The organism is Dietzia sp. JS16-p6b (assembly GCF_003052165.1).
GTDB lineage: Bacteria > Actinomycetota > Actinomycetes > Mycobacteriales > Mycobacteriaceae > Dietzia.
Genome location: NZ_CP024869.1, coordinates 3,188,951 through 3,204,369, shown reverse-complemented (window position 1 = coordinate 3,204,369; position 15,419 = coordinate 3,188,951). Strand labels below are relative to the sequence as shown.

At 70.0% G+C, this 15,419-nt stretch carries 17 protein-coding genes; 3 read left to right on the top strand and 14 right to left on the bottom strand.

The features are described 5' to 3' along the window. Positions 1-9: 9 nt before the first annotated feature. From CT688_RS14755 to CT688_RS14735, 5 genes are all read right to left on the bottom strand, one after another. Positions 10-612, bottom strand: coding sequence for a TetR/AcrR family transcriptional regulator (locus tag CT688_RS14755; protein ID WP_107757509.1), 603 nt, complete (start codon positions 610-612; stop codon positions 10-12). 80 nt (positions 613-692) lie between these two features. Beyond that, positions 693-926: a hypothetical protein gene (locus CT688_RS14750; RefSeq protein WP_107757508.1), complete on the bottom strand. Its 234-nt coding sequence runs from the start codon at positions 924-926 to the stop codon at positions 693-695. Positions 927-1,042: 116 nt separating this feature from the next. Then, positions 1,043-1,321: a GlsB/YeaQ/YmgE family stress response membrane protein gene (locus CT688_RS14745; protein ID WP_107757507.1), complete on the bottom strand. Its 279-nt coding sequence runs from the start codon at positions 1,319-1,321 to the stop codon at positions 1,043-1,045. A gap of 162 nt (positions 1,322-1,483) precedes the next feature. Further along, complete coding sequence (locus CT688_RS14740; protein ID WP_107757506.1) at positions 1,484-1,771, bottom strand: GNAT family N-acetyltransferase; 288 nt, start codon at positions 1,769-1,771, stop codon at positions 1,484-1,486. Continuing rightward, complete coding sequence (locus CT688_RS14735) at positions 1,768-2,664, bottom strand: universal stress protein (RefSeq protein WP_107757505.1); 897 nt, start codon at positions 2,662-2,664, stop codon at positions 1,768-1,770. Before CT688_RS14735 ends, CT688_RS14740 begins: the two co-directional genes overlap by 4 nt. Positions 2,665-2,935: 271 nt before the next feature. Here CT688_RS14735 and CT688_RS14730 point away from each other — a divergent pair, with 271 nt between their 5' ends. The 3 genes from CT688_RS14730 to CT688_RS14720 are packed head-to-tail and all read left to right on the top strand — an operon-like array spanning position 2,936 to position 7,311. After that, on the top strand, positions 2,936-3,946 hold the full coding sequence (locus tag CT688_RS14730; RefSeq protein WP_107757504.1) for a pseudouridine synthase: 1,011 nt from the start codon (positions 2,936-2,938) through the stop codon (positions 3,944-3,946). Between the two features lie 27 nt (positions 3,947-3,973). Then, positions 3,974-4,741 (top strand): ABC transporter ATP-binding protein, encoded by a 768-nt coding sequence (locus CT688_RS14725; protein WP_107757503.1) that lies wholly within the window; start codon positions 3,974-3,976, stop codon positions 4,739-4,741. Further along, positions 4,741-7,311: an ABC transporter permease gene (locus tag CT688_RS14720; protein ID WP_231750368.1), complete on the top strand. Its 2,571-nt coding sequence runs from the start codon at positions 4,741-4,743 to the stop codon at positions 7,309-7,311. The genes CT688_RS14725 and CT688_RS14720 overlap by 1 nt, the downstream gene beginning before the upstream one ends. Here the strand turns inward: CT688_RS14720 and CT688_RS14715 are convergent. From CT688_RS14715 to CT688_RS14675, 9 genes are all read right to left on the bottom strand, one after another. Beyond that, positions 7,308-7,973 carry an A24 family peptidase gene (locus tag CT688_RS14715; RefSeq protein ID WP_107757502.1) on the bottom strand — a complete coding sequence of 222 codons (666 nt, stop codon included), beginning with the start codon at positions 7,971-7,973 and terminating at the stop codon, positions 7,308-7,310. The genes CT688_RS14720 and CT688_RS14715 overlap by 4 nt on opposite strands. After that, positions 7,973-8,869 (bottom strand): type II secretion system F family protein, encoded by an 897-nt coding sequence (locus CT688_RS14710; protein WP_107757501.1) that lies wholly within the window; start codon positions 8,867-8,869, stop codon positions 7,973-7,975. Before CT688_RS14710 ends, CT688_RS14715 begins: the two co-directional genes overlap by 1 nt. A 31-nt stretch (positions 8,870-8,900) precedes the next feature. Beyond that, a complete protein-coding gene (locus CT688_RS14705; protein ID WP_107757500.1) occupies positions 8,901-9,848 on the bottom strand; it encodes a type II secretion system F family protein in 948 nt (315 codons plus the stop codon). Next, a complete protein-coding gene (locus CT688_RS14700; protein ID WP_107757499.1) occupies positions 9,845-11,332 on the bottom strand; it encodes a CpaF family protein in 1,488 nt (495 codons plus the stop codon). The genes CT688_RS14705 and CT688_RS14700 overlap by 4 nt, the downstream gene beginning before the upstream one ends. Further along, positions 11,329-12,675, bottom strand: coding sequence for an AAA family ATPase (locus tag CT688_RS14695; protein ID WP_107757498.1), 1,347 nt, complete (start codon positions 12,673-12,675; stop codon positions 11,329-11,331). The genes CT688_RS14700 and CT688_RS14695 overlap by 4 nt, the downstream gene beginning before the upstream one ends. Further along, on the bottom strand, positions 12,672-13,400 hold the full coding sequence (gene cpaB, locus CT688_RS14690) for a Flp pilus assembly protein CpaB (protein ID WP_107757497.1): 729 nt from the start codon (positions 13,398-13,400) through the stop codon (positions 12,672-12,674). The genes CT688_RS14695 and cpaB overlap by 4 nt, the downstream gene beginning before the upstream one ends. A gap of 15 nt (positions 13,401-13,415) precedes the next feature. Continuing rightward, positions 13,416-14,357: a pilus assembly protein TadG-related protein gene (locus CT688_RS14685; RefSeq protein WP_107757496.1), complete on the bottom strand. Its 942-nt coding sequence runs from the start codon at positions 14,355-14,357 to the stop codon at positions 13,416-13,418. Beyond that, positions 14,345-14,737: a TadE/TadG family type IV pilus assembly protein gene (locus CT688_RS14680; RefSeq protein WP_107757495.1), complete on the bottom strand. Its 393-nt coding sequence runs from the start codon at positions 14,735-14,737 to the stop codon at positions 14,345-14,347. Before CT688_RS14680 ends, CT688_RS14685 begins: the two co-directional genes overlap by 13 nt. Before the next feature lie 113 nt (positions 14,738-14,850). Next, positions 14,851-15,066, bottom strand: a complete 216-nt coding sequence (locus tag CT688_RS14675; protein WP_107757494.1) for a Flp family type IVb pilin — start codon at positions 15,064-15,066, stop codon at positions 14,851-14,853. Between the last annotated feature and the right edge of the window lie 353 nt (positions 15,067-15,419).

Here is a 15,419-nt window from a genome sequence, read left to right as displayed (position 1 = left end):
CGGCGCGCCTCACGACGGTTCCGTGACCATCCCCAGGATGAGCTCGGCCATGCTGCGGGCCGTCATCGCCGAGGTCTCCACCTCGCCGAGCATCGCCGCCGTGACGGAGCCGTCATGGAGGATCGCCAACCGGTCGGCCAGGTCGGCGATGTTGTCGGGGTCTTCGAGCCCCATGCCGGCGAGCTCGGAGCGGAGGGTGGACGCGATCCACGCCCGCTGGTCGGTCACCGCCTCCCGGATGGCCCGCTCACCGTCGGTGCAGGGGCTGGGGAACTCGATGGCGGCGGCGAGGTGGCACGACCCGGGGGTCGCGGGCTCCACGCGCTCGCGGACGAGGTCGAACAGGGCGAGGATGCGCCCCCGCGAGTCGGGCGCGGCGTCCGCCCGACGCTGCCACAGGGCGCGGTCCCGCTCGGCCATGGCTCTGAGGTACGCCACGACCAGCTCGTCCTTGGAGCCGTAGGTGTTGTAGAGGCTGGCCTTGGCGACCTTGGCCTCTCTGAGGATGCGGTCGATGCCGACCGCCCGGATCCCGTCGGTGGAGAACAGACGAGTCGACGTGGCCAGGAGCCGCTCCCGCGGTCCGGGCTTGGTCGACCGTGCGCTCGTCACAGGTGACAGACTATCGGCTGGCACCGCGGTGTCGGCGGGACCGGTGCCGAGTCAGGCGACACCGGCCCCGATGGCCCGGTTCACGCCGGGGGCTGTCCCCCGGCGGGAGGGCGGTCGCCCGTCACCGTGTCGTCGGCCTGCACGTCGGCCGGGTCGTGGGCCGGGCTGCTGTCCGGCCCGTCGGCCCCGGTGTGCTGCTGTCTCTTGTTGGCGCCGCCGGCCTTGTCGTTGAGGTAGTCCCCGGTCTTCGCGACCGCCGAGTTGAGCGTGGCGGGGTTCCTGCCGATGTTCTTGATCTTGTCGATCAGACCCATGTCCGGTCCTTTCGTCGGGTACTCGCGGCGGGGAGACGAACGGCCCGGCCCTGTCGTGTGGGGCCGGGCCGTTCGGACTCGTCCGGAGTTCGTGCGTCTCCTGTGTCAGTGCATCGTCAGACGCGGGTGCGTCCGCGGCCCCTGACCAGGGATACGAGCCAGATGACCAGGCAGGCGCCCACGATCGCGGCGACGAAGCCCCAGATCGAGAAGGCCTCCGGCATCCCGCCGCCCTCGCTGACGAGAGAGACGAGGAGGCCGACGACGAACGCGCCGACCACACCTGCGAGGACGTTGGCGACCAGGCCCATCTGGGCGTTCTTGCCCATGATCATGGAGGCGATCCAGCCTGCGAGGCCACCGACGATGATCCAGGAGATGATGCTCCACAGCATGGTGGTGTGTCCTTTCCCGAGAGTCGTACTCGGCCCAGGTGTGGGCCGCCCTGTCAGGAGAACATGTCTGGACCCCGAACGCCTCCGGTGGGACCGTCTGTGGGGTTAATCGTCGCTTATTCGTTACTCACACGCGCCTCAGGTGTCATGTGAGCAGGATCCTCAGGCCAGATCCGCCGCTTCTGGGTGCTTCTGGAGGTATCGCTCGACGAACGCGCAGGCGGGCCGAACGCGCAGTCCCTCGTCGCGGGTGGTCTCCAGTGCCTCCCCGATCATCCGGCCGGCCAGGCCGCGCCCACCGAATTCGGGATCGACCACCGTGTGCGGAAACGTTCTGACGCCGTCCGCGTCGCTGTAGTCGGCGAAGCCCGCGACCACGCCGTCGACCACGATCTCGAAGCGGCCGGCGGCGGGGTCGCGCCTCACCCGGACGTCCTCGCCGGCGCTCACGAGTGCGACTCCGGACGGACGACCATCACAGGGCAGGGCGACGCCTGCAGCAGCGCCCGGCTGGTCGAGCCGAGGACCATGCCGGTGAACCCGCCCCGACCGTGGGATCCGACGACGACGAGCTGGGCGTCCTCGGCCTGCTCCACGAGTGCCCGGACCGCGCGATCGCGGGTGACGACCCGCTCGATCCGCACATCGGGGTAGCGGTCCGAGAACCCGGCGAGCCGCTCGGACAGGGTCTCCAACTGCTGTTCCTCGAGTTGCCGCCAGTCGTCGTCGGTCAGCGCGATCCCGGCGGCCGCCGCCTGGACCTGCGGATCCATCCAGGTGTGCACCGCGACCAGCGTGGCGCCACGCGCGGAGGCCTCGGCGAAGGCCCACGAGGTGGCCTTGGCGCTGACCTCGGACCCGTCGACGCCCACCACGACGGGTCCGGTCCGGTCGAGGTCGTCGGTGTCCTCCCGGGTCACCACGACCGGGCAGAACGCGTGGCTGGCCACCGATGCCGAGACCGAGCCGAGGACCATCCCCTTGATCCCACCGAGGCCGCGCGAGCCCAGGACGACCATCTTGGCCTTGTGGGAGTAGTCGATGAGGACCTGTGAGGGGTTGCCCTCGACGATCGCGTGCGAGACCTCGATCTCCGGGGCGACCTTGAGGGCGGTGGCCCTGGCCTGCTCGACGATCGGCAGGCACTCCTTCTCCAGCTCGTCGTAGACGGGTTGGGGCGGGACCATGCCCTCGGCGAACATGGCGGCCGGCATCGTGTAGCTGGTGACCAGCACGAGCGGGGCCCGCCGGGTCGCGGCGGTGTTGGCCGCGTACGCGACGGCGCCTGTCGAGGCGGCCGAACCGTCGATGCCGACGACCACGGAATTCTCGAGTGAAGCCATACCCCGAGGATACCGCCGTGCCCGGATCCCCGATGCGTTCTCGGGGCGGGTGGGCCTAGATCCCGTCGGGGAAGGGGGCGTTAGCGGGGTAGGCCATGTTGAAGCTGCCCTGGAACGCCGGGAGGAAGGCGCGGCCGGGGCCGAAGAGGAAGAAGTCGACAACGGCGTCGATCATGGATACTCCTGGTGTGAACGGGGCAGCTGGCGTCCAAGTGGCGCGTGAGGTGCCTGTGGCGAGAGGTGAGTGTAACCCAGCAACTAGACTCCGCACATGACGAATTCCGGACGTCCGCGGAGGCCGCTGCCGTTGCGTGACGGCGTGGACCCGGTCCGGATCAGGCTCGCCGACCCCGGTCGGGGGCCCCGCAGCATCCCCGAGGAACTGCGCCGGAGGTTCCCCGACCGTCTCGACGAGCTCGAGGCGGCCCTCGCCGGCGGGCAGGTGGTGACCGCCGACGGTGAGGCCGTCACCGAGACCACCCGACGGCGCCGCGGGATGGACGTGTGGACCTACCGGACACCCGAGCCGGAGGTCGAGGTGCCCTTCGGGATCGAGGTCCTGCACACCGACGACCGCCTCGTCGTCGTCGACAAACCGCACTTCCTCGCCACCACCCCCCGCGCGGGGCACGTCACCCAGACGGCGCTGGTGCGGCTCCGCCGCGACCTCGGGGTGGAGGACCTGGCGCCGGCGCATCGCCTCGACAGGCTCACCGCCGGGGTCCTGGTGTTCACCGTCGACCCCGCGTTCCGGGCCGCCTATCAGGACCTCTTCGCCGCCCGGCGGGTCGCCAAGACCTATCTGGCCGTGGCCCCGGCCCCGGACGGGACGCCGGGCGTCCGGGAACGCTCGAGCCGGATCGTCAAGACACGCGGGGTGCTGCAGGCCGCCGAGGTGGACGGTCCGCCGGACGCCCACACCCGGATCACCCTGCTCGACGTCCGTGAGCCCGGGCGGGGGGAGCCGGGCACACCGCTCGGCCTGTACCGCCTCGAGCCCACCACCGGACGCACGCACCAACTGCGGGTGCACATGAACGCACTCGGGACACCGATCCTCGGCGACGACCTGTACCCGCGGGTGCGGACCATCACCCCCGGTGATTTCTCCCGGCCCCTGCAGTTGCTCGCGGAGTCGCTCGAGTTCACCGATCCCGTCTCCGGGGCCGCTCGCCGATTCCGGACCCGGAGATCGCTCGACGGGTGGCCGTCGGGGAGGTCCCCGGCGCAAGATCGGGGCCATCCCCCATCGGCACCCGCTCCGAACTCCTGCATGCTTTAGGTCGACCACCACGATCCAGGGGAGCACATGACCACGCAGGCCGAGACCCATCACCGGGCGGAAGGGGCGGACCTCGCCGCCGTCGCCACCGACCTCGTCATGACCTACGGCGAGGGCGAGACCGAGGTCCGCGCGCTCGACCACGTCAGCGCCTCGTTCGAGCGCGGACGGTTCACCGCGATCATGGGGCCGTCCGGGTCGGGCAAGTCCACGCTGATGCACTGCATGGCCGGGCTGGACCGGCCGACCTCGGGGTCGGTCCGGGTCGGCGAGACCGAGATCGTGGGCCTGGCGGACAAGGAACTGACCGCGCTGCGCCGCGACCGGATCGGATTCGTGTTCCAGTCCTTCAACCTGGTCCCCACCCTGACCGCCGAGGAGAACATCACACTCCCCCAGGACATCGCGGGCCACTCGATCGACCGGGAGTGGTTCGACGAGGTCATCGGGAGGCTGGGGATCGCCGACCGGCTGTCACACCGCCCCTCGGAGCTGTCCGGTGGGCAGCAACAGCGCGTCGCCTGCGCCCGGGCCCTGGTGGGACGACCGGACATCCTGTTCGGTGACGAGCCCACCGGAAACCTCGACTCCACCTCGTCGGCGGAGGTGCTGTCGATCCTGCGCAGCGCGGCGGACGATTTCCAACAGACCGTCGTGATCGTCACCCATGACCCGCGCGCCGCGACCTACGCCGACCGCGTCCTGTTGCTCGCCGACGGCAAGGTCGTGCGTGAGCTCTCCCACCCCACCTCCGATGAGATCCTGGCGGCCATGGGCGCGCTCGAGGAGGGGTGATGACCGCCCGTCACGCCGCGGGCCGCGCGCCCAGCCATGCCCGGCCCATGCTCCGGGTGTCCCTGCGCAACATCGCCGCCCACAAGCTGCGGCTGGTCCTGTCCGTCCTCGCCGTGGTGCTGGGTACCGCGTTCGTCACCGGTTCGCTCGTGTTCACCTCGACTCTCAAGAACACGTTCGACGCGCTGCTCGACCAGGGGACGCAGGACCTGTCCGCGATGATCGAACCCGAGGACCCCCGGGGTGGCGGGGTGCCGTTCGAGGTCGCCGAGCGCGCCCTCGAGTTACCGGGTGTCGAGGCCGTCACCCCGGGCGTCACCGGCACCGTGGTGCTGTTCAACGCCGACGGCACGCCCTATCAGTCGGGCGGCGCCCCGTCGGAGGGACTGGAGTGGGTCGAGCCCGATCAGGCCGTCGGCAGCAACAGCTGGATCTCGGACGGGCGGGCCCCGGAGGCGGACGGTGAGGTCGTGCTCCCCGAGTTGGTGCTGGAGAACGCGGGACTCGCGATCGGCGATTCCGCTCGGGTGTACACCACGTCCCAGGGGATGATCGACGTCACGATCGTGGGCGCCCACTCCTCGGAGACCGACGTCGGCGGTTACGTCGGGGTCGGGTTCACCTCCGCCCAGGCCCGCGCCCTGTTCACCGATGGTGAGAACGCGACCGACGTGGCCGTCCGGGCGGTCCCCGGCGTGAGCCAGGAGGAGATCCGCGACACGCTCGCCGCCGAGTTCCCCGAGTACGAGGTGAGCACCGGCGAGGAGGTCAAGGAGCGGCTCTCCGCGCAGCTGGCGACCATCCTGGACTTCGTCAACTACTTCTTCGTGGCCTTCGGACTGATCGCGCTGCTCGTGGGCACGTTCATCATCTACAACACCTTCTCCATGCTGGTGGCCCAACGGCTGCGCGAACTGGCCCTGCTGCGGGCGATCGGCGCCACGCGCGGTCAGCTCACCCGGTCCGTGCTGGCCGAGGCCGCGCTGACCGGCCTGGTCGGGTCCGCGATCGGCGTGCTCGCCGGGTTCGGGCTGGCGAGGGTCATCTTCGCCGTGCTCGACGCCTTCGACCTGGGCATCCCCTCGGGCAGCCTCGCGCTCGCCCCGATGTCCGTCGTCACCCCGTTGGTGCTGGGTTTCGTCGTCACCGTGTTCTCCGCGTGGGCGCCCGCCCGCCGCGCCGGACGGGTCGCACCGGTCCAGGGCATGCGGGTGGGGGCCGCCTCCTCCGAGGCCGGGGGCGGCTGGAGGACCTCCATCGGGCTGCTGGCCGTGGTCAGCGGCATCATGCTGGCGTTCATCGGCACCTGGCAGGACACCACGAGGACCGGTGCGATCACCGTGGGCGTCGGCGCCGCGGCCCTGATCATCGGCAGCTTCCTGGTGATGCCCGCCCTGGCCAGGCCCATCGCCGGCGGGATCGGGCGGATCATCGGCGCGCCCTTCGGCGCGGTCGGCAAGCTGGCGGCCACCAACGCCGGCCGCAACACCCGCCGCACCGCCGCCACGGCGTTCGCCCTCACGTTGGGGCTCACCCTGGTGGCGGCGTTCGGCACCCTCGGCGCCACCACCAAGCAGAGCGTGAGCGGCCTCATCGACCAGGGGATCACCGCGGACGTCATCGTCCAGGGGGTGGCCTCACAGGGCCCGCCCATCCCGCTGGACGGCCGGATCCAGGACCGGATCGCGGGGGTCGACGGCGTCGGGGACGTGGCGTGGCTGGCGTTCGGCTTCGGCCAGCTCGGCGGGGAGCCCCAGGCGCTCGCGGCCGCCGGTGGCCCGGTCGGGGAGTTGCTCGAGGCCACCGTGCTCGACGGTTCGCTCGAGCCCGAGGCCGACTCGCTCGTGGTCTCCCGGGAGGTCTCGCGGGACAACGGGTGGACGATGGGCACCCGGGTGCCGCTGGTGGGCCCGGACGGTACCGAGTCCACCCTCCGGGTGACCGGCGTGTACGACGACGCCCAGATCCTCGGCCCCTTCTACACCGGTATGGACGTGTACGAACGGTTGGTGCCGGAGAACCTCCGCTCGACGGCCATCGTGCTGGCCAAGGCCGCCCAGGGGACCCCGCCGGACGAGGTCCTGGCCGCCGTCACCGAGGAGCTCGCCGACATCCCGATCGCCACCGTGCAGAGCAAGCAACAGTACATCGACGTCCAGTCGGGCGGGATCGACCAACTGCTCACGATCATCTACGCCCTGCTGGGCCTGGCCCTGGTGATCGCGGTGCTGGGGATCGTCAACACCCTCGCGCTGTCGGTGATCGAGCGGCGCACGGAGATCGGCATGCTGCGGGCCGTGGGCATGCAGCGGTCCCAGATCCGTCGGACGATCAACCTCGAATCCACACAGATCGCGGTGTTCGGCGCCCTGATCGGCGCCGCCGTCGGTGTCTATCTGGGGTGGGCGTTCGTCTCCGTGCTCGCGGACAGCGGGCTCAGCGAGACCACCATCCCGTGGGGGAACATCGGACTCGTTCTGGTGGCCTCCGCGGTCGTGGGCGTCCTGGCCTCGCTGTGGCCCGCGCATCGCGCTGCCAAGACCGATCCGTTGGAGGCGATCTCGGACTAGCCTGCGACCGACAGCCAGGCGGTCACCGCCGCACCGGCGATCATCGCGGGACCGAACGCGATGCCGGTGTGGCGGTTCGCTCTACGGATGGCGAGCAACACCAGCGCCACCACCGCGTTGATCGCGAACGCCGCCAGCGTCCCGACGAGCACGTAGTACCAGCCCAGCCATCCGAGAAACAGGCCGAGGACGCCGGCGAGCTTGACGTCGCCCAACCCGAGTCCCGAGGGGTTGATGAACGCCAGGGTGAAGTAGAGGGCGAGCAGGGCGAGCGCCGCCGCGGCGGCGCGACCCAGTGCGCCCCAGTCGCCGGTGACCATCGCGGCCGCGCCCAGTGCCGCCAGTAGGACCGGGTACAAGGGGACGACGATGACGTCGGGCAGCCGGTGCACGGCCAGGTCGATCGGCACGAGGACCGCGCACGCCACGGCCAGGGCCGCGAACGCCACCAGCTCGGGAAGGGTCTCGACGGATCCGGTGCCGGCCAGCCCGGCGGCCCCCGCGCCGCCCGCCGCGGCCAGACCCACGTGGAGACCGGAGCGCAGCCAGCGGGAGTCGGAGTCGGCGACCGAGCGGATCCACCCGGTCAGCGCGCCGGCCAGTGCCGCGCATACCGCCGCGGTGATGATCGCGGTCATGGTCGCGGCGGTGCTCGGGAGCACTAGGAGAATGCCTCCATCATGTTCATCGCGGTGGGGCCCAGGAGCACGATGAACAGTACCGGCAGGATGCAGAGGATGAGCGGGAAGATCACCTTGACGGGGATCTGCATGGCCTTCTCCTCCGCGCGTTGGCGGCGCTTCATCCGCATTTCCGCGGCCTGGGTCCGCAGGACGTCGGCGATCGAGATCCCGTAGGCGTCGGCCTGGATGATGGCGCGGACGAAGCGTCGCAGGTCGGCGACGTCGCTGCGGGTGGCCAGTGACTCGTAGGCCTGCCTGCGGGTCTGGCCGACCTGGATCTCCTGCAGAGTCCGGACCAGTTCCTCGGCGAGGGGGCCCGTCCCGTTCTTGCCGGCTCGGGACATGGCGGAGTCGAAACCGAGCCCGGCTTCCACCGCGATGGTCATCTGGTCGAGGGTATCGGCCAACTCGAGCTGGATGGCCTGGCTCCGTTCCTGTCCCCGGCTGTGCAGGAGCAGTTCGGGGAGGAAGTAGCAGACCACGGTGGTCGCGAGGCCGAGCAGGAGTGGAAGCGGGCCTTCCGCGCTGCGGATGAACAGCACGCTCAGGGTGCCGACCCCCAGCCCCAGGGCGAGCTTCACCACCAGCAGCCGGTCCAGCGTCCACCCGGGCGGGTGGCCCGCGCGGGAGAGCAGTCTCTCCAGCATCCGTATGGACCCGGCCGGGGTCAGGCGTCGCGCCAATACGATCAGCGCTCCGGGAGTCGCCTCGTCGTCCTGGGCGGGACTCCCGTCAGACGATGCAGTGTCCAGACCGAGTGTGAGGTTGGCGACAGTGCGGGCGCGATCTCCCCCGAGTCCGGTGACGACGGTCCAGACCACCAGCGCCACGGCCAGGCTGAGGGCGAGGACGGCGAACAGGGCCGAGGAGGACACAGCGCGCTCCTTTCTGGTTCCGGGGGCGGGTCTAGAACTTGATGTTGACGGTCTTTCGCAGCCACAATCCGCCGGCGACCAGCAGGATCAGGGCGACGACGATCAGCGCGTAGCCGAGCAGGCTCTGGGTGAACGGGACCATGTACGCGGGGTTGGTCATGAAGAGGAACCCCGCGATCCCGATCGGCAGAGCCATGAGGATGTAGGCCGAGAGTTTCCCCTCCGCCGCCAGCGCCTGGACCTGACGGCGGATCTGGTTGCGTTCGCGGATGGTGTGGCCCACGCCGTCGAGCACCTCGGCGAGGTTGCCGCCGACCTCACGGTTGATGGCGATGGCCTGGGTCACCCAGACGAAGTCCTGGCTGCCCATCCGCTGGGCGGTCTCCTCGAGCGCCGGGGCGAGCTCGCGGCCCACCCGCGTCTCGTTGATGATCCGGGCGAACTCCTCGGAGGTCGGTGCCTCGGCCTCGCGGGATACCGAGGCCAGTGCCTGCAGGAGGCTGTGCCCGGCCCGGAGGCTGCTGGCCATCAGTTGGAGCGAATCGTCCAGCTGATCGGCGAAGGCGGCCCGGCGACGACCGGCTTTGACCGACAGTCCCACCCTGGCGGCCACGGGGGTGAGGATGCCCAGCACGATGCCGAGCAGTGGCCCCGAGACGACGACACCCAACGCGGTGGCGGCGAGAGCGGCCACGATCACCAGAAAGACGAAGTCCTGGAGGCGCATCTTCACCCCGGCCTCGGCCAGAGCCCCGGCACCCGGCGTCCCCCGGCGGCGGAGCATCGTGTCGATCGCCGTCGTCAGCGCTGTCGAGGCCCGCGTCACGGGACCCGGGAGGTCGACGTCCGTGGGGCGGCGCCGATCCCGTGGGAGACGCGTGCGGGTGAGGAACCGCACCAGGACGTATCCTGCGACCAGAAGGGCGATCGAGAGGGCCCCCACCCCGATGGTCACCGGGGAGAGGCCGCCCGAGGTCACCGCGTACCCCCTGACTGTCCCGACGCGGTGGCGGAGCCGAACACCCGCGGCGAGAGGGCGATGCCCAGCTCGTTGAACCGGTCGGTGAACCGCGGCCGCACACCCGTGGGAATCGGCTTGCCGAGGAACTTCCCCTTCGCGTCGAGTCCCGCGGCGTAGTCGAAGAGAAAGGCGTCCTGCAGGGTGACGGTCTGCCCCTCCATCCCCTGGACCTCGGTGACCGCGGTGACGCGTCGGGTGCCGTCCCGTAGGCGCGTGAGCTGGATGATCACGTCCACGGCCGAGGCGATCTGCTCGCGGATGGCGCGCAGCGGGAGGTCCATCCCGGCCATGAGCACCAGGGTCTCCAGGCGGGCGATCGCGTCCCGGGGGGAGTTGGCGTGCACCGTCGACAGCGACCCGTCGTGGCCGGTGTTCATCGCCTGCAGCATGTCCAGGGTCTCACCGCCGCGGACCTCGCCCACCACGATGCGGTCGGGCCGCATACGCAGGGAGTTGCGTACGAGGTCGCGGATACTGATCTCGCCCTTGCCCTCGATGTTCGCGGGCCGGGCCTCCAGCCTCACCACGTGGTCCTGTTGCATCTGCAGCTCCACCGCGTCCTCGATGGTGACGATGCGCTCGCCCTCGGGGATGAATGAGGACAGGACGTTGAGCAGGGTGGTCTTACCGCTACCCGTGCCTCCGGAGACGATGATGTTCAGCCGCGCCTGCACGCACGCCTGCAGGAGTTCGGCCATCTCCGGGGTGAGCGTCCCGAAGCGGATCAGGTCGGGGACCTTGAAGGGGTCGCGGGAGAACTTCCGGATGGTCAGCGAGGAGCCGTTGACCGCGAGGGGCGGGACGACGGCGTTGACGCGGGAGCCGTCGGCCAGCCGCGCGTCGACGAGCGGGGAGGACTCGTCGATGCGCCGGCCGATCCGGGAGACGATGCGCTCGATCACCCGGCGGAGGTCTTCCTCGGAGGTGAATCTCGCGGCGCTCCGGGAGAGCTTGCCGCCCTGCTCGATGTAGATCATGTCCGGACCGTTGACCATGATCTCGGTGACGGTGGGGTCCGCGAGTAGTCGTTCGAGTGGACCGTGGCCCAGAACGTCGTCCTGGATGTCGGCGATGAGCCGTTTGCGCTGCTCACTGGTCAGCGGGACGGTCTCCTCCTCGACCACCTGGTTCAGCTCACTGCGGACCAGGGCGTGGAGTTGCTCCTCGGTGAGCGAGGGGTTGTTGAGCCGCGCGCCCATCCGCTCGAACAGGGCCGCCGAGGCGCGTTCCTTGAGTTTGGACAGGGCGTCCCCTCCAGCGGGGGAGGGCGACGGGTCGTCCGACGTCGGGGCCACGACGGGACCGGGCGCCACCGGGGCCGCGGTGGCTTCCGGACTCGTGGCGGGCGGGCCAGCGACCGGAGTCACGGGAGCGACGGGGGACACCACGGTGACGGCGGCGTCGGGGGACTTGGCGGCCCGGAGCCGTTCGGACAGACTCATCGCTTCTCTCCCCTGACTTCTCCCTTGTTCAGACGATGTCGGCCCTCGGATCGGGTGGGCTGCGGCACCTGCTGCCCCGGTGCTTCCGGCGACCCTGGAGTCCCCGCGGTCGCGGTGGTGGGCGTGGGTCGGAATCGTCCCAGCAGCTTCCCGACCGCCGATGTCGACCTGGGTGCGCGTGCGGAGGAGGGGGTGAACCGACCCACCAGTTGTCGCAGGTGGGTGGTCACGGGGTCGCGCTTGTCGCTCTGCAACAGCGGGATGCCCTGGTTGACCGACGCGACGGCACCCTTGGACCGGGGGATCATCATGTCCACGGAGGCGCCGATGGTCGCCTCGACATCTGTCTTGGTGAGGCCGTTCTGGGTGTCGGCGAAGTTGAGGACCACGTGGCGGCCGGAGAAGACCATCCCGAGTTCACGCAGGATGTCGATCTCTTTCCGGAGCCCGCGTACCCCCGGCACGTCCATGCTCGTCACCAGGACCAGGTCGTGGGTGTTGTCGAGGACCGTGAGGGTGGGTTCGGTGAGTCCCGGTGCGGTGTCGACCACCACGTAGCGGAACTCCGAGGCCAGGGTCTGCAGGAGCCGGCTGATGTCCTCCATCCCGACCGAGTCCGCCTCGGCGGGTGAACCCGGCCCGCACACCACGTACAGGCCGGTCTCGTGTTGTGTGAGGAAGGTCTTGAGGACCATCGTGTCCTGGGCGGCCGGCCCGTGCACCACGTCCACCAGCGTGTATTCCGGCGCGAGGTTGAGGGCGCTGCCCACGTCGCCGAACTGGACGTCGAGGTCGACCAGGACAGTGGAATGCGGGTCGGAGCGCGCCAGCCCGACGGCCAGGTTGGTGGCGACGGTGGTCTTGCCGACGCCACCTTTGGGCGAGGCCACACTGATGACCCGACCGGGCGGGGTCTGGGATCCGTTGACCCCGCTTCCGGGTCCGACACCGTTCCCGGCTTGGCGGGTTACGGCGCTTCGGCGGGCGCGTTCGAGGACCCATCCGAGCTCGCCCGGATCGGCATCGGGGTGCACGATGTCGCAGACGCCGGCCCGCATGGCCGCGAAACCGACTTCTTCGGGCCGGTCACTGACCAGCACCACCGAGATACCTGTGTCGTCAGTGCGGAGTCCGGAGGCCACCTCGAGTGCAGTGGTCTGGTCGTGGGGGCCGGCATCGAGGACGACCACCGACAGTGGCTGCGCGCCTTGCGTCATGGCGAGCACCCGCGCGGGGTCGGACGGGAGCGGACCGAGGGGGAGGTCCACGAGATGATCCCCCACCACGGACCGGATACGGTCGCGGAGATCGGCGGACTCGGTCAGCACTGCGAGGCGGCTCATTGGTACACGTTCCCTGGAGTCACGATGCGAGTCCCTTCCTGAGGCACTTCGGGTCCTTCGACGGACAGCCAGATCGTCCCGTGCTCGGCACCGAACACGATGGTCTCCGCGTCGCGCGCGTTGACCGCGAGGGTGACGATCATCCCGCCGTCGGGCATCGCCGCGGCGGCGGGGTCCGCATCCGACTCGGCATCGGACGGTGGGGCGATCCCGCCCTGCACCCGCAGTACGAGGATCTTGTGGAGGACGAGGTGGGTCTCGCTCTGGGGATTGCCCTTGGAGATGAACACCCCGACGGTCGCTCCCGGGGTCAGGGTCCCGCCCAGGACTCTCGGCGCGGCGAGGGGGATCGAGACCTGGTGGAGGTCCGGCGGGGCCGGGATCTCGCCGGGTCTCAGGATCGAGGCCGGGTCGGCGAAGCGGCCGGCGAGGATCTGCTCGCCCGGCTGCAGAGTGGTCACGGCCACCAGTCCGTCGAGTTCCGCGAGGTCTGTCACGGCTCCGGGGCCCACCGCCGCCGCGGGGATGTCCTCGGGGGCGATGAGCTCACCCAGGGCCTCGGCCGGGGTGCCCTCGGCGATCGGACCGGTGGCCACGAGCACCGCGACCGGTTCCATGTCTGCCATCGCTCGTTGATCGGCGTTGTTGACATAGCTGATCAACACCACGGCGCCGAGCACCGCGAGGAGGACTGCGGCGACGATGGCCACGGTGCGACGGTTCACAGGGGACTCACTTACCTATCGGGGGAGCAGGGCCACCACGGAGGCGCCCATGTCGGGGGCGGTCGGCCCGTAGTCGAAGTCGTCGGACAGATCCACGAAGCGGGTGAAGTACCCCTCGATGCAGCGTTCGTTGCCACGGCAGCTGGAGTTCCATTCGCGACCGGAGAAGCGGTAGCCGGTAATCCGGAAGGCGGCGTATCCGTACACGCGGTACCAGGCGTTGCTGCCGGAATCCCCGGACTCATCGAAGACCGGGATGAGCACGGTCGCGTTGCGCAGCGCGATGAGGTCGGCGTCGGTACAGGCGTTGGGGACCGAGTTGCCGGGGTCGCTCCAGAGGACCTCGTTGATCCGGTTGGCCACACTGCACCTTCCGGAGTTCGCCGCCAGCCACCCGAATCCGCCCGGCACGTGATTGCCGGAGGGGCCCGTGCAGCCGTTGGCGCCGGCGGTTTTGGAGGCGTAGATGGTGCGTCGCACGGTTCCGGACGGCATCCCGCCGCCGGTCTGCGCCCGGAAGTCACAGAGGGAGAAGGTCAGGGGGAGTACCGCCCTGCCGCCGGTGGGGGCGCCCCACCCCGTCGTGGCCGTCGCCGCGATCGCCGTCTCGTTGATGCCGAGGACGGGGGCGAACCAGTGCTCGCGGATCCCCGAGCCCGTCACGGACACCCGCCCCGAGGACGGTGTGGGGACCGGTACCACGCCGGCGGTCGCCTCCGCGTCGATGGTGTTGGCGGTGAGGAACTGCTGCGCAGTGTCGCGCGGGGTGCGGCAGTTGCCACGCGCACAGTCCTGGGCGATCGCCAGGGCTGCGGCGTCGGCGCCCGTCTGGAGCTGCTGCCGTTCGGAGTGGACGGAGGCGATGTCGATGGAGATGGCGGCGAAGCCGATCAGGGGGATCATCAGGAGCGCGACCATCACGCTGACCGCCCCGCGGTCGTCCTTCAGCCGTTGCATCGCATGGTCCCTCGGCCGGTCAGGGTGAAGTCGTCGATCGGGAGGAACCCGGAGAGCAGTTCGAGCGGGTACGTGATGGTGACCGTGGCCGTGCCGGGTGGCGTGGTCGCGGTGGCCGCGCAGCTGGTGGGGGTGACGCTGATCGTCGCCCGGGTGAGATCCAGCGTGCTGGCGGAGTTCCGAGTGGCGGTCCGCGCCGCGGTGACGCTGTTCTCCAGGGCCATGACCCGCACCCCGTCACGCGCGGCGTTGGAGAGCGTGGTCTGGATGTTGTAGGCGCGGCCGAACTCGATGATTCCCAGGACGAGAGCGAGGAGGACCGGCACGACCAGAGCGAACTCCAGGGCCGCGGCTCCGCGGTCGGAGGAAGCTCTGGTCATGACGGTCCTCGTGAGGGGTGAGGGGAGAGGGGAGAGGGGGGTGACTTGAGACGGCTCCGGCGCAGCGCCCGGGACAAGGGCGCCGCGCCGGCGAGACCGTCTGAGTCCGCTTCTTACTCGGGAACGGTTCCGCCGAGGTCGCCGACGACGCCGCGGAAGAGGCCGTCGAGCGTATCCCCAAGCGCGACCACCGCCACGATGATCACGACCGCGATCAGCCCGACCATCAGGCCGTACTCAACGGCCGTAGCGCCGCGGTCCTTGCGGTCCTCGAAGCGATCGCTCACGAGGGCGTAGAGCGTGAAGTAGTAAGCAGCAACCTGGCTCATGATGAACCGTCCTTTGGTGCGGGGGTCGGTTGACCCGAGGGGAGGGGGGCGTCCGATTCGGTGCGAATCAGTGACGAGAATCACTATGGCACATCGACTGAGATTGTCAAAACAAACTGATTAATCCGTTGCCTCAGTTCCCCCCGCCGCCATGTGCGATCGCAGTCCGATACGGCTTTGGTTGGACGACCCAGAGGCGCTCGGCCCCGGTCGGGCAACCGGTCGATACAACTGAACAGCGCAAACATGCACCGGCACAGCAATTCTCGACGCGGTTGCACAGGGCCGGTGGAGGGGTGGCAGAGGCACGAATTCCGCAGTCTCGACAGTTGACTGACGTGTCATGGCGCTTC

Bases quoted from the DNA above. Each gene is read 5' to 3' on its own strand.
- CT688_RS14685 (WP_107757496.1), bottom strand. From the start codon at position 14,357: ATGCAACGGCTGAAGGACGACCGCGGGGCGGTCAGCGTGATGGTCGCG.
- CT688_RS14735 (WP_107757505.1), bottom strand. From the start codon at position 2,664: ATGGCTTCACTCGAGAATTCCGTGGTCGTCGGCATCGACGGTTCGGCC.
- CT688_RS14730 (WP_107757504.1), top strand. From the start codon at position 2,936: ATGACGAATTCCGGACGTCCGCGGAGGCCGCTGCCGTTGCGTGACGGC.
- CT688_RS14745 (WP_107757507.1), bottom strand. From the start codon at position 1,321: ATGCTGTGGAGCATCATCTCCTGGATCATCGTCGGTGGCCTCGCAGGC.
- CT688_RS14680 (WP_107757495.1), bottom strand. From the start codon at position 14,737: ATGACCAGAGCTTCCTCCGACCGCGGAGCCGCGGCCCTGGAGTTCGCT.
- CT688_RS14700 (WP_107757499.1), bottom strand. From the start codon at position 11,332: ATGAGTCTGTCCGAACGGCTCCGGGCCGCCAAGTCCCCCGACGCCGCC.
- CT688_RS14720 (WP_231750368.1), top strand. From the start codon at position 4,741: ATGACCGCCCGTCACGCCGCGGGCCGCGCGCCCAGCCATGCCCGGCCC.
- CT688_RS14695 (WP_107757498.1), bottom strand. From the start codon at position 12,675: ATGAGCCGCCTCGCAGTGCTGACCGAGTCCGCCGATCTCCGCGACCGT.
- CT688_RS14725 (WP_107757503.1), top strand. From the start codon at position 3,974: ATGACCACGCAGGCCGAGACCCATCACCGGGCGGAAGGGGCGGACCTC.
- CT688_RS14750 (WP_107757508.1), bottom strand. From the start codon at position 926: ATGGGTCTGATCGACAAGATCAAGAACATCGGCAGGAACCCCGCCACG.
- CT688_RS14675 (WP_107757494.1), bottom strand. From the start codon at position 15,066: ATGAGCCAGGTTGCTGCTTACTACTTCACGCTCTACGCCCTCGTGAGC.